This window comes from Pedobacter ginsengisoli, assembly GCF_002736205.1.
GTDB classification, from domain to species: domain Bacteria; phylum Bacteroidota; class Bacteroidia; order Sphingobacteriales; family Sphingobacteriaceae; genus Pedobacter; species Pedobacter ginsengisoli_A.
Genome location: NZ_CP024091.1, coordinates 3,554,132 through 3,569,210 on the forward strand (window position 1 = coordinate 3,554,132; position 15,079 = coordinate 3,569,210).

The following is a 15,079-nucleotide window of genomic DNA, read 5'->3' on the forward strand; positions in this document are numbered from 1 at the left end:
TGTTTTATTTTGATAAAGAAAAAGGCTTATCATCAGCAGAAAGGCCTCTTTGCAAATTAGGTTTATTAGTCATTTCAAATTTCAATACACCTCCATTGGTAATGTCACTATGTGTGATATAGTTTTTGGTGTACGCTTTCCCATTCAGTGTTGCTACACTAATGTAAAAGTTTTCTTTGTTATTGTTGTTTCCTTCTATTATAAATTTCTTACCATTTTCAAGAGTGATCGTAATCTTTTTAAACATAGGACTGCCAATAACATATTGATCTGTACCCGGACAAACGCTATAAAAACCCATAGCACTTAGTACATACCAGGAAGAGGTTTGCCCCTGATCTTCATCACCAGGATATCCGTCTTCGGTAGCGTTATAAAGTTTATACATTACATCACGTGCATGGAATTGAGCTTTCCATGGTTCTCCAGCATAATTGTATAGATAAATCATATGCTGTATTGGCTGATTGCCATGTGCATACTGACCAAGGTTGGCCATCACCATCTCAGTCATTTCGTGAATCAAGCCACCATAAGTTCCCACCTTAACTTTGTTTGGTTCGGTAAATACCGAATCCAATTTGGCAGTAAAGTTCTTCTCCCCTTTCATAAGGTTAATTAACCCTTGAACGTCTTGAAATACCGACCACTGATAATGCCATGCATTACCTTCTGTAAAAGGCCCTCCCCATTCAATAGGGTCAAAATCAGGGACCCATTTACCATCCTTTTGTTTACCGCGCATAAAACGGGTTGCCGGATCATAAACATTTTTATAATTATACATTTGCCTGCTAAATACATCAGCATAGAAATCGTTACTGGTCATTTTTGCCAGGTTATATCCACAAAAATCATCATACGCATATTCTAATGTTTTTGCAGTTGCCTCTCTATATTCCGGATAAGGAACATAACCTAGCTCATAGTATTCTTTCCAACCATGACGGCCATTAGCTGGCCCCCACGGGCCTTTATTTGTTGCCTCATGAAGATATGCTTTTAATGCCTGCTCCGGATTAAATGTTCTGATTCCTTTTGCCCAGGCATCGGCGAATAAAGAAATGGCATGATTACCAATCATACTTCCACCCTCTCCGGGGAATGACCAAGACGGAAGCCACCCACATTGCTCCTGGGCATCCAGCATTGCCTGCATATAGCGGCCATGCATTGTGGGTTGCATAATGGTATTTAATGGAAACTGTGCACGGAAAGTATCCCAGAAACCTGTATCGGTAAACATGTATCCCTGGTGTATTTTACCATCATATGGACTAAAATAATACGGTTTACCATCTTTGTCATATTCAAAGAATTGTCTTGAGAACAAGCTTGCTCTGAAATAGCATGAATAGAATGTAGCTTTATCTTCTTCAGCCCCACCTTCTACCAGAATTTTACCAAGATGATCATTCCATATTTTTGCAGCAGCTGCTTTTGTTTGATCAAGGGTTTTAAACTTACCCAATTCATTTTTTAAAGTTAGGCTTGCCTGGTCTGCACTGATGTAGGATGATGCTGTTTTCGCCTGCACTATTTCACCTTGTTTAAACTCGATATAAGCACCTTTCCCCTTACCTTGAGCTGTTAAAGCACCCTCTGATATTGTGTTATTGGTATTATCCCAGGTACCATAGTTTACAAATGGCTTATCAAAAATGATTTCGAAATAACTGTTAAGGTCCTCTCTTATCCGGCCGTTATGAACATACCCTGTGATCTTCTTTTCTTTAGGATAGATCTTTACCTCACTTAAGCCTGTGTAGCCATCCAATACCAGATAGCTTTTACCATTTTTTGGAAAGGTAAAGCGCAGATGTGCCCCTCTTTCTGTAGGGGCTATTTCTGTTACAATGTTATTATCAAGTTTTACCTTGTAGTAATTAGGTTTTGCTATTTCATTCTTATGATCAAAAGCTGTTTGGCGATCATTTTCATTTACCGCTAGTTTACCTGTAACCGGCATTAAAGAAAACACACAATAGTCATTTGTCCATGAACTGCACTGATGAGCTTGCTGAAAACCACGGATGGTTTTCTTAAAATATTGGTATTTCCAGCCATCTCCATTGTTTCCTGTTTGTGGGGTCCATGTATGCATGCCAAAAGGTAATGCTGTTGTAGGATACGTGTTCCCTCTGGTAAGTTCATGCTTGGAATTGGTACCCTGTAGGGTATTTACATATTGCACCAGATCGGTTTGTTGCGCATAAGCAACATTTAGGAGCAATACAAATGCGATTAAAATAGTTTTTAGTTTCATTTGTGTGTGGTTATCCCTTATTACCTATATAAGGGGTTTATATTTGGTTTAAAACGATTTAGTATCCCAATAATAGGAAAATAAAATAACTTTTAAAACAGAACGGGCAATTGTTTTTAACAATCGCCCGTTCTTAATACTTAGGAAATCCTAAGGAATTATTATTTAATTATAACCTGGGTTCTGACTCAAATTTACGTTTAAATTACGTTGCTGTTGAGGAATTGGATATAATGCCTTGTTTGCATTGGTAGGTGTATGATCCCACCAAGAACCTGTAGCAAATTTACCAAAACGAATTAGGTCATCTCTTCTAAAACCTTCAAAGATAAACTCACGTCCGCGTTCAGCAAGTAACTCATCCATTGTAAGTGTTGATGTAGTGTATGCGTTAGCAGCCCATTCTGCATCAGTAAATGCACGTTTTTTACTATCGTTAACTAACTGTACAGCTTCAGCATTTGCAACACCACCGTTTTTACGCATAATCGCTTCTGCTTTTGCAAAATAGATCCATGTTAAACGGTAAATATTCCAGTCGGTATTGTTGTAATTCACATTAATAGCTGGCACGCCACCCGGGCCTGCCACCTGATTACCTAGTTTGTATTTGTTAAAACGAACACCACTATTTTCCTCGCCCTCACTCATAGTTGAAACAGTTGATCCTGATTTTGCTTTACGGATATAGTCAACAAATTCCAATTGCTCATCTTTATATTCTTCCGACGCCAAAACAGGTGTCTTTCCGTCTGAAAATTTCACCATTTTACCTTGAAGCAGCCATTCTTTTTTACGCAAATCTGCATCTTTAAATGTGGTATAAACTCCAGGAATAACAACAATACCATCATTACCATTACGACCACCACCGTAAATTTCCTGCTGTTTGAAGTGATAAAATTCTGAAGGCCATGAAGGCTCAAAATTAGCTATAGTATAATTGTAAGCTACAGAGAAAATTACTTCTTTAGAAAGATCGTTGGTTGGCATAAACTGATCCGTAATATTAGGATCTAAAGCCATAGTTCCATTCTGACTTCCCGCCTCGCCACTAATCAATTTATTAGCTGCTGCAATGCAATCATCCCAACGCGGAGTACCTGTCCACGCTTCAGCATTTAAGTAAAGCTCCGTTAACATTGCGTATCCACCAGCCTGCGACATTCTTCCCATCATTGCTCTGGATAGCTTAGGCGCTTTCTCAATATTTTCTTTTATCTCACGCTCGATAAATTCAAATACTTCTTTTCTAGATAATGTTTCTGGTTTTGCAGGCTCACCAATTTTTGTAACTACAGGTATGTTACCAAACAGATCCATTAATTTCAAATAATGAAATGCCCTAAGCAATTTCAACTCAGCTATATAAGATTGTTTTTCTGTTTCAGTAATTCCCATTTTGGTAATACTTTGGCTTTCCAGATTTTCAATAGGGCTGTTGCATAATCCCATACCCCAGTACATTAAAACCCAGGCTCTGTTGATTCCATCTTCATCTACTGTCCAGGTATGATAGTGTAACCTTTTCCATTTACCACCATCTTCACCATGACGACCCTTGGTTGGCCATGCTAACTGATCTCCTGAAAGTTCAGCAAGTCGCCACCATCCATCTTGTCCTGAAGGACTAACCCATGCATTTGCATGTGTATATGGCCTTAGTACGGCCGATAAAACTTCTGTTTTATTGTTATAGAAATCATCGGCTATGATGACATCATAAGCATTCTCATCAAGCTTTGTACATGCATTTGTTAAGCACAACACACCTGCTAATACAGTATATATAAGTGATTTACTTTTCATTTTTTGATATATTAAAATCCAACATTTATTCCGAACAAGAACGAACGGGTACTTGGGTATGGCCCTCTTGTATCAATACCTAATGCTTTTCCGTCAAATTCACGGCCTATACCGTTATCCAGAACAAAATCAGGATCATTACCAGAGTATTTAGTAAAGGTTGCTAAGTTCTGACCAGTTGCATAAACTCTAAGGTTTCTCAGTCCTTTTACATTAAGCTTGAAGTTATAACCAAGGGTGATCTCATCAATCTTTACAAAACTTCCGCTTTCCAAATAATAATCAGAATACATATAAGTATCATTGATTTGATTATACTTGGTAAATGTCTCTTTTAAAAGGTTTCCGCTCCAGGTTTTATTAGCATAGCTAAGCGCAGTGGTATTCAGAATATCAAAGTCAAACTTTCCTCTTAAAAATACTGTTAGGTCAAAGTTTTTATACTTAAAGTTATTAGTCCATGAAGCATAGTATTTAGGAACGGCATTTCCCAGAGGAGCTAAATCAGTTGCATTTAAATCATCTCTTGAGTTATTGATCTGGTCATTTAAAACCTTTTCTCCATTTCTGTTGTAAAACAACCATTTTCCTTCAGGTGTAAATCCTGCAAATCTTTTACCGTAGAAAATACCAATTTGTTTACCGGCCATAATGGTAAAAGCATCACCAAGGGCTCCTGCTCCATTAATTGGGCCTGTTGTAAAAAATTCTCTTTTGTAAATTGTATTTGAATAGCTCTCCAATATGTTTCTTGTAGTACTTGCAGTTACACTTGTACTCCATGAGAAATCCTCGTTGGTAATCGCCTTATAAGTCAATGCCAACTCAATTCCTTTAGACGATATGGTTCCTACGTTAGTCCAGATGTTGTCTCTAACATATGGTGGTTGAGGAGAAGTATAAGAATCTAACAAATCTTTTGTATCACGCTTAAATGCATCGATGGATCCACTTAATTTATTGTCAAACATAGTAAAATCAACACCTATGTTATATTCTCTTTTAGTTTCCCATTTTAGATCTGGATTTGCATTGCTATTTGGTCCGTAGGTTTCATAATAATTACCATCAGGGAATAAATATTTACCTCCACCACCAAGAGTTACTCTTGATATATTATTAGAAAGAGGAGCATTACCCGTTACACCAAAACCAGCTCTCAATTTCAGATAATTGATAAACTTAACATCTTTCATGAAGTTTTCCTGAGACATATTCCATCCAAGAGATACTGCGGGGAAATTAGCCCATCTGTTATTTTTACCAAATTTTGAAGAACCTTCATGACGCAAAATAAACTGTGCCATGTATTTGTTATTAAATACATAGTTTACTCTTCCAAAAAAAGCGATAAGTGTGTTGTCATTTTTGTAGCTATCCATGCTAGCTTTACCAACACCAAGGGCACTTCCTTCAGATAAATTATCTTCTCTAAAAAGGTCGTTAATAAATCCTCTGTTACTTGCACTAGATCCTTCAAAAATGTCATACCTGTAGCTATAACCAGCAATAGCGGTTACTTTATGTTTTTCAGCAAAGGTATTTTCATATTGCAAAGTTGGCTCAACAGCGAACTTTTGTTCCAGGACATTGCCTTTTGCAGCATATCCGCCACCCGGAAAGTTGGTGTTCTCCATCGAGTCTTCACTTGCTTTTAGCCTGTATTGCCCGTCTGTATAGCTATTCCTTTGAACTGATCCAAAAATTGAAGCTTTTAAGCCGTTGATAATTTCCAAATCAACTTTACCATCAGCAGAACTTGTTTGCTGTTTTCTGTAAGAAGTTTCCTGAGCTAAACGTGCATACTCATTAGTACTTGTCAAATCAAACCTATAGCTTCCGTCAGCATTAAAATTAGAAAGTGTTGGATTCTTAGTAGATTCACTTTCCCAGCCGCCCCCACCAAGTAAGTTGGCTTTATTAAAGTTTGTTGCTAAGTTAATTTGTGCACTTAAGCGATCATTAAGCCCTTTTTGATTGATATTTAAACGAAGACCATATTCTTCACGACCATTTTCGCGACTAATACCTTCAAGGTTTCTGTAATTTACACTAGCACGATACGATGTTTTATCTGTACCTCCTGTTAAGGCTAAATTATGATTTTGCGAAAAGTTATTGTGATTAATTAACCCATCAAAAAAGTCAGTATTGTTACCAAAATCTTTTTGTTTAATTTCTCCGGAAGCAATTTTTTGTCTAAATTCTTCTGCAGTAAGAAAATCAGGTTTGTTTTGAAGATACTCTTTTCTAAAATAGCTTGAATAATCGAATGTTGGTGCTCCCGATTTTCCTTTTTTTGTTGTAATAATAATTACACCGGCATTTGCACTTGTTCCATAAATAGCTGCACCAGATCCGTCCTTTAGAACGTCAACAGAAGCAATATCATCTTGCTGTAATAAGTCTGGATTTGCACCCGGAATTCCATCGATTACGTACAATGGACTTGCATTCCCTTGCGTAGTTACTGCTCCCCTTAACTGGACAGCAACACCACTATTCGGATTAGATCCTCCTGGTCTTGATAGTTGCAAACCAGCTACTTTACCCTGAATAAGGTCTAAAGGATTTCTAGAACCGCTTTGTCTGAACTCTTCTCTACCAACGTGAGCTACTGATGAAGTAACCTCTTTCTGCTTTAATGTTCCGTAACCAACTCCTACAACGACAACATCATCAAGGTTCACACCTTCATCAAGTGCCATTTTAATAGTTAACGGGGTGCTGCCATTTCCAGCAGCTTTACTTTGTGTTGCATAACCTAAATAAGAGAAAGTGATTAATTCAGCTTCACTTTCAGCTTCGATGCTGAATTTACCATTAGCATCTGTTACTGTAGATTTATTTGACGCGGTTTTAATTCCAACACCTGGAATAGGCTGAGATTTTTCATCAAGGACAACCCCTGTGATGATTACTTTACGTGCAATGGCCTGTCTATCTGGCTGAGATAAACTGACCCTGCTTAAATTAATTGTTTCCAGATAGCCCTCTGTAGCAGAGTAGCTTCGAAAACTCATAGAACAGAGTAGACATACCCCGTACCTATTAGTAGTTTAATGTTCATGGGTGTTTTTAGTTTAAATTGTAGTTAGTGTTAATAAATGTTTCAAGTTCATACTATTGCAAAAGGGCATAAAATGTCCATTACCATTCCCAGCGTCAGAACCATACGACAAAACGAGTCGATGGCCACACTTTGGGAGTAGCCTAAAAAGAGAGAAAACTAGATTAAATTGAGAGAGGGCTTAAGATTATACCCTGAATCGGTTATTGATAAAAAGAAAATATTTTTCTAAAGGAATAACCTCAGTATTTTTTGAGAGTGTATCGGCTAAGAATAATCGTTGGTCTTTCATGAATATTTGGTATACGTAATTTTAAGTAAAACGTTTTATCAACGCCAATATTAAAGAAAATTGTTCAAACCCAAATCTTTTTTTTGTTTTTTTTGCAAACATTATTGTTACAAATTGCAATAGAAAAGGGGGTAAAACTTAGGCTAAGTCTACTTAAAACAAAGCAATTACAACAAAAATTTAAAGCAAAAAAAACGGCTGCATAACAGGTAAAAATCCGCCCTTTGTAGCAAAAAAATCACAAAAACAAAAGAGCCTGCAAACATAAAATATGACTGCAGGCTCTACCTTCTTAACCAACAAGAATTAACGCTTATTAATATCCAGGATTTTGAGGGGTAAGATTAGGATTATTTTGCATTTCGGGCCTAGGAATAGGAAAAAGCAGATGTTTACTCTGTAAAGGCTGATCTGAACTTTGGTTTACATGCCCAACAAAATTATCAAAACCTTTAGTAGTTTCATTAAACACTTTTCTAAGCCGCACCATGTCAAACCAGGTAATTTGCTCATAACACAGCTCATGCCACCGCTCTCTCCATATCGCTTCGCGGAATGTAGATTGATTGTAGGTACCCATAGCAGGTGTTACCAATTGCGCGCGATCCCTTATTCTTTTGAAAGCGTCATATGCATCAGAGGTCGGGCCACCTACTTCATTTTGGGCTTCTGCATATACTAGTAAAACCTCTGCATACCTAATTACCGGCACATTGAGGTTATTATTACGGGTACCAGCTACACCAGAAGATCCGTTGGCAATGGTGTTGAAATGCTTGAAAATATATGGAGCTCCCAACTGAAACAAAGCACCGTTTCCATTGGTAAAATAGCTGCTATAAAAATATCCCTCTCTATCTTTAGCTCTAAGGTCTCCGGTTTCATATGAATTATAAAACTCCAGCGTTGGTACAGTACTTCCGGTACCAGAAGCTCCATTAAAAGTAACTGGTTTAAAATTAGGGTACATATTGTCCATCGGATTGCCAGCAACTACAGAGTTGTACTGAAGCATAAAGATGTGTTCTTTTTCATTTTTTAATGTTTCTTTATGTACGTCAGCATAGGTAGAAAAAAGGTCTATAGAAGCAGGGTTAGCTTTAGCATAAGTGATCACTTCATTAGCTTTATCTGCTGCCAATTTATAATGAGATGCTCCTTTATTCAAAGGCTGACCGGCCATGGTAAGATACACAATGGCAAGTTCAGATTTTGCCGCCGCCAGCGTAACTCTTCCATTTTTATTCATCCATGGTAAGCCTGCATTTTCAGCTGCTATCAAATCTTCTACAATTAAAGCATAAACACTTTCTACAGAAGCTCTTTTAGGGAAAAAATCTTCAGATTCTAATGTTTGTGATTTTGTAATTAATGGTACATCACCCCACAACCTTACAGCATAAAAATATGCCCAGGCACGCAAAAATCTTGCTTCACCTAAAATGCGTTTCTTTTGCGCTTCATCCATAGGGGTAATACCTGGCACATTATCTAGAACCAAATTGGCTTGGGCAATGACCCTGTATATTCCATTCCAGTAATTAATTACATGACCTGTGTTTGAATCATAAACCAATCCATACAGGTTATTAAGATCCGAATTTTGCGCTGTTTCAGTGGTTGACGTTCCGGTTACCGCCTCTAGCAATTGCCAGTTCGAGGAGAAAATTCCTGCGCCATCACCCATAAATCTGGAACTTGAATAGACCGCAGCTATAGCAGCTTCTGCGTGTTCAGGTATTTTATAAAAGTTATCGGGTGTTAGATTTGAGGGATCCTGTTCATCTAAAAACTTTGAACAGCCTGATCCAAACAGCAATACTCCAACAAGGAATATTCTGCTAATATATTTTGTTATGTTAATTTTCATCAGTATAAATTTTATTTTCATGAAACAGATTATAGCCCAATATTTAAACCCAGCATAAAAATTGTTGGTCGAGGATAACTATGCCAGTTCATTCCCTGCGAGAACACGTTGTTTCCATCATTTGCATATCCACCTGTAGGTGTAGTTTCAGGATCACCCTGCAACTCTTTGCTGGTGATAAGGAAAAGATTCTGTGCAGATACATAGACCCTTAATCTGTTTAACCTCATTTTTTGCACTACTGAATTGGCGAAGGTATAGCCAAGCAATACATTCCTGCCACGAATAAATGAACCATCTTTGATCCAGTGGGTATCAACATTAGTTACATAACCTGCACGCGTATCACGAATTTCAGCAATCTGCGTATTTTGATTTTGAGGAGTCCATGCATTTAGTACTGTCGCGTAACTGTTGGCTAGCGATTGTCGGTCTTCACTAGAGTGCGTGGTCATATCCATTACATCGGCACCAACAGAATACTGAAGTTCAACTGTAAGGTCCAGGTTCTTATAGCGGAAATTATTAGATAATGCACCCCATGCATCAGGACTACCATTACCAATTATTGACCTATCGGCATCATTTATAGCATGGTCTCCATTTACATCCAGATACTTAATGTCGCCCGGAAGTATTGTATTTCCATTTCTATAGCTCACAAATTTGGCAGCCTCTGCCCTTTCTGCCTCAGACCAAACACCCAAGCGGGTAAGCCCCCAGAAAGAACCAGCAGCCTCTCCAACACGGATAATGTTAGTTGGATTAGTAAAATTAGGGCCACCTATCCCGAATATATCTGCCGGTGTAGCCAGAGAAAGGATCTTATTTCTATTCAGTGATATGTTAAATGAGGTTTTCCATGTAAAGTTCTCTGAATCAAAATTTGTGGTATTCAAGGCTGCCTCTATACCCTTATTTTCCATTGACCCAATATTTTTTCTAATGGTAACGTAACCACTTGTACGCGGAACAGGAGCATCCAGCAACATATCAGTAGTTTTTCTGTAATAAAGATCCAGCTCCAATGATATTTTGCCACCAAACATACCCAGTTCAACACCAACATCACTTTGTGTTGTTTTTTCCCAACGCAGATCTAAATTAGCAAGTCTATTTATCCCTGTTCCAACTACCCTTACATCGTTAATAACCGCTCCAAAGTTTGAACTAAGCAGTGATAGCGAAGAATACGGAGGTATTTCAGAGTTACCTGTAACACCAAAACTGGTGCGGAGTTTTAAATTAGATATTACTTTACTATCTTTTAAAAAGTCTTCTTCAGAAACTCTCCATGCTATTGCTGCAGAAGGGAAAAAGGCATACTTATTATTTTTCCCAAATTTCGATGAACCATCTGCCCTTCCCGTAGCGGTAAATAAGTATTTATCCTTCAGGCTATAATTAATCCTTCCGAAATACGAATTAAGTGCCTGACTTGATTTATTAGAGCCAACCTGTGGATTTAGACTACCTGCCCCCAGGTTATTAAATTCAAAATAATCTGTTGCAAAGCCCCTTACTTCTGAGCTGATGTTATTAAAATTACTTTTCTGCCATGAAATACCTAATAAACCAGTAATTGAATGGTTTTCGTTGAATCGCTTATTGTAGGTCAGAAAGTTCTCTATAGACCAGAAAGCCTCTTTTCTGGTACGCCCTGCCGCATAGCCCTGATCTGAAATATTTAATGTACGACCGCTGTATTCATTATTTTCCTGTGAAATGATATTGGCGCCTATTATAGTCTTCATTTCCAGTCCTTCAACAAATTTGATATTCGAATACAAACTTCCAAGCGTTGTTTGAGTACCTAGTAAAAACTTGGTATCATTTAGCCTATGTACCACATTAAACCGTCCCTCAGCATTTGGGTAGTCTCTGTTGTCGGCATATTTACCGTCGCTATATTGTACTGGTAGGAACGGGAAATCTTCAACAATACTACGTGCTACCTGATCACTTTGATCCACAAGGTTTTCGTTCTGATTGGTATAGCTTAAAGTACCGCCTACCTTTAACCAAGTTTTTACCTGATCATCTATACTGAACCTACCCGAATATCGCTTCAGAAACGACGTTTTGATAAGTCCCTGATCATTCCTATGCCCTACAGAGAAAGAGTAGGTAGTACGCTCATTACCGCCGCTAAAACCTAATTCATGGTTTTGCGACAATTTATGCTGAGTAGCTTCTTCTAGCCAGTTTGTATCAAAAAAAGGATTGCCACTACTATCAAATAATCTTGGGTCTTTTCTGGCCAGAGCAGGATTTCTGGTGACATATTTTCCTGCTGCCCATCCGGCCGGATCGTATTTCTCCATATTTTTATACGCCAGATCCTCAACCGCAAGAAATTCCTTTGCATTCAATACTTTCGGAAAGTTAGGCCCTACTGTTGGCACACTAAAATCCACATTATACTCTATTTTACTCTCACCTGTTTTTCCGCGTTTGGTTGTAACCAAAATAACGCCATTTGCTCCTCTTGAACCATAAATGGCTGTAGAGGAAGCATCTTTCAGCACCTCTACCGATATGATGTCATTAGGGTTGATGTAATCAATAGCCTGACTTGCCTGGGCCTGATTTCCCATCGGTAACTGAACACCATCTACAACATACAACGGATTATTAGACGAATTGATAGAGCTAAAACCACGTATTCTAACATTCGCCCTTCCTCCAGGTCGCCCTGAGTTCGTATTAACCTGGACCCCGGATATTCTTCCGGTTAATGCCTGGTTTAAAGACGATGCCGGACGCTCCTGTAGTTGCTCAGCTTTCACTGTACCTACGGCACCCGTTAAATCAGACTTTTTGGAGGTACCATAGCCAATTACCACAACATCTTCCAGCTCTACTCCTTCTGCCGGAACCATCTTAATTGTAAGTGGCGAAGTTCCAGATCCTGCGGCCCGGGTTTGGGAAGCGTAGCCGATATATGAGAATGTAAGCTGTTCATTTGCATTTTCAACTTCAATACTGAATTTACCGTTGGCACTGGTAACAGCAGATTTGTTTGTTTTGAGAGACTTGATCCCTACACCAGGTATGGGCCGCGAGTTTTCGTCAACAACCGTTCCTGTTACTATAATTTTTTGTGTCTGAAAGAAGGCGACACTGCCCATTCCGGAACTGATCTTTTTGTAATCAATGGAATGCGCTAAGGATTGGAACCCTGTTAAACAGAGCATTGGTATCCCTGCGAGGATAATTTGTTTGATTTTCATTAGCTTAATTTTAGTTTATATTTAGTTAGAGTAAGCGCACAAAAAACCCGGTTCCAGGCAAAATCATAGGCGCACAATAGCACACATGACCTTAAAAGGAATGCTTAAAAAAGAAGTTTAGGGAAAGTATGACTAGCCTGCTTTTACAAGAACCGGATCATACATGATGGGGTGTAAGAAAAATCCTATTCTTCTTACAATAAAAAGAAGAAATAATTGGTTTAGATTTAATGCGGGATGATTGGTTCTGTTTATCATAATATATGGGAGCTATATTTTATAAAAACGTTTTATCTATACCAATAATAAGGAAAATAATTTACAAAAGAATATTTTTTAAAAAATAAATTAAGCTTAATAAACTGAAAAAGAGGAAGTTCCTACCCCTCCTTCAGATAAGAAATTATGAGCTTAGCGGTACGGTCTGACGCACCTGCACTACCCATTTTTGAAGACAGTTCCTGATAATCACTAAGCATTTTTTGTCTGCCATCTCCACTTAAAATTAAATTAAGTTCATCAGAAATTTTTCGGGTATTGCAATCTTCCTGAATCAATTCCGTTACTACCTTTCTATCCATAATTAGGTTCACCAACGAGATAAATCTGATTTTGACAAGCATTCTGGCAATAGCTACAGAGATTGCACCTCCACGATAAACCACAACTTGCGGGATATGAAATAAAGCCGTTTCAAGCGTTGCTGTACCAGATGCAACAATTGCTGCTGTAGCAACATTCAGTAAGTCGTAAGTCCGCTCAAAAACCAGAATTACATTTTCAGTTGAAATAAATTGTTTGTAGTAACCCTCGTCAAAATTAGGAGCAGCAGCAACCACAAATTGATAATCAGGAAAACGCGCTGTTATACTAAGCATGTCGGGCAGCAAACGCTCTATTTCTTGCTTTCTGCTACCCGGAAGCAAGGCTATAATTTTATCATCTAAACCATAAGTCCTTTTAAAAGAAACATCGGGAGCAAATTGGGCAATTGCATCCAGCAGAGGGTTACCCACGTAATCAACCTCCATACCCCACCCTTTATAAAAATCTACCTCAAATGGTAAAATACAAAACAGCTTATCAACTATTCTTTTAATTTTTAGAACCCTTTTTTGATTCCATGCCCAAACCTTCGGAGAAATATAATAGCAAACACAAATTCCGTTCTCTTTTGCAAATTCGGCAATTTTTAAATTGAAGCCCGGGAAATCTATCAGGATCAGTGCATCTGGATTATATGCTAACACATCAGCCTTGCAGGCCTTCATGTTTTTCAGAATAGTCCTTAGATTTAGTAAAACTTCGGTAAAGCCCATAAATGCCATTTCAGCATAATGTTTTTTAAGCACACCACCCTCAGCCTTCATTTTATCGCCACCATAGAATCTGAATTCAGCATCAGGATCCTGAATTTTTAAGGCCTTCATTAAATTGGCTCCGTGTAAATCTCCGGATGCTTCGCCGGCTACTAAATAGTATCTCATGATTTGGTAACTTTATAAAAAAAGAAGACAAACGCCCATAAAAAAGTTGCGCTGATGATGCCTCTGCCTACATTATCTTTATCCTGCTTAAAAAAATGGTGCATCAATATTGCATTCACAGCAATACAACCGATAAGCAAAAGATCTGCTTTAGCTAAAAAAGTAAACCTATGCATCAGGTACCAAACACCGGTTAACAATACGCCCGGCACAAATGCGCCAATACCTAAACCTATAAACACAGAATTCTTTAGGTTATTAAACATCAAACGTCCAGGTATTTAAAACAGGAATAGCATGATGAGCAGTTAAATCAAACTGTACTGGAACCACAGAAACAAAATCATTCTCTAGTGCCCAAACATCGGTATCTTCGCCTTTATCATTATTTTGAAAAACTCCGGTTAACCAGTAATACGGACGCTCATACGGGTCTTTTCTTTCATCAAATTCTTCAGCCCATTTAGCGTTTGCCTGTCTGCAAATTTTAATACCTTTTAAATTATCGCCTTTCGGAAAATTAACATTAAGCAATGTTGCCGGAGGCAAACCATGTTCCAGTACCTGTAAAGAAATGGCTTTAATAAACTTTTTACAATGGCCAAAATCTGCCTCTTGCGAAAAATCATCAAGAGAGAAACCAATTGAAGGAATACCCTCTATGGCTCCCTCAACTGCGGCCGACATGGTTCCTGAATAGATTACGTTAATGGAATTATTTAAACCATGGTTAACACCAGAAACACACAAATCAGGCTTTTTGCCTTTAAATATCTTATTTACTGCAAGCTTTACACAATCAACAGGTGTGCCCGAACATTTGTACATCTCTACACCAGGGTACAAATCAACCCGGTCAAAACGTAATGGCTTGCCAATAGTAATAGCATGGCCCATACCCGACTGGGGGCCGTCTGGCGCTACCACAACCACATTTCCGATTTCCTGAACAACTTCAATCAAATTTTTAATTCCCGGGGCGGTTATACCGTCGTCATTTACCACTAAAATATTGGGTCTGGATTGTTGCTTTTTCATTTAAGATATATCTG

Annotated in this window: 8 protein-coding genes; all 8 read right to left on the reverse strand. The window is 38.2% G+C overall.

Going from position 1 to position 15,079, the window contains the following annotated elements:
• Positions 1–4: 4 nt before the first annotated feature.
• Positions 5–2,266: a GH92 family glycosyl hydrolase gene (locus CPT03_RS14630; RefSeq protein ID WP_099439541.1), complete on the reverse strand. Its 2,262-nt coding sequence runs from the start codon at positions 2,264–2,266 to the stop codon at positions 5–7.
• A 165-nt stretch (positions 2,267–2,431) separates the two neighbouring features.
• Complete coding sequence (locus tag CPT03_RS14635) at positions 2,432–4,075, reverse strand: RagB/SusD family nutrient uptake outer membrane protein (protein ID WP_099439542.1); 1,644 nt, start codon at positions 4,073–4,075, stop codon at positions 2,432–2,434.
• A gap of 11 nt (positions 4,076–4,086) precedes the next feature.
• Positions 4,087–7,098 carry a SusC/RagA family TonB-linked outer membrane protein gene (locus CPT03_RS14640; RefSeq protein WP_099439543.1) on the reverse strand — a complete coding sequence of 1,004 codons (3,012 nt, stop codon included), beginning with the start codon at positions 7,096–7,098 and terminating at the stop codon, positions 4,087–4,089.
• Positions 7,099–7,753: 655 nt separating this feature from the next.
• Positions 7,754–9,307, reverse strand: coding sequence for a RagB/SusD family nutrient uptake outer membrane protein (locus tag CPT03_RS14645; protein ID WP_099441134.1), 1,554 nt, complete (start codon positions 9,305–9,307; stop codon positions 7,754–7,756).
• 29 nt (positions 9,308–9,336) lie between these two features.
• Positions 9,337–12,540, reverse strand: coding sequence for a SusC/RagA family TonB-linked outer membrane protein (locus CPT03_RS14650; protein WP_099439544.1), 3,204 nt, complete (start codon positions 12,538–12,540; stop codon positions 9,337–9,339).
• 380 nt (positions 12,541–12,920) lie between these two features.
• Complete coding sequence (gene lpxB, locus CPT03_RS14655) at positions 12,921–14,027, reverse strand: lipid-A-disaccharide synthase (protein ID WP_099439545.1); 1,107 nt, start codon at positions 14,025–14,027, stop codon at positions 12,921–12,923.
• Positions 14,024–14,293 (reverse strand): stationary phase survival protein SurE, encoded by a 270-nt coding sequence (locus CPT03_RS14660; protein ID WP_099439546.1) that lies wholly within the window; start codon positions 14,291–14,293, stop codon positions 14,024–14,026. Before CPT03_RS14660 ends, lpxB begins: the two co-directional genes overlap by 4 nt.
• Positions 14,286–15,065 carry a 5'/3'-nucleotidase SurE gene (surE, locus tag CPT03_RS14665; RefSeq protein WP_099439547.1) on the reverse strand — a complete coding sequence of 260 codons (780 nt, stop codon included), beginning with the start codon at positions 15,063–15,065 and terminating at the stop codon, positions 14,286–14,288. Before surE ends, CPT03_RS14660 begins: the two co-directional genes overlap by 8 nt.
• Positions 15,066–15,079: the final 14 nt, after the last annotated feature.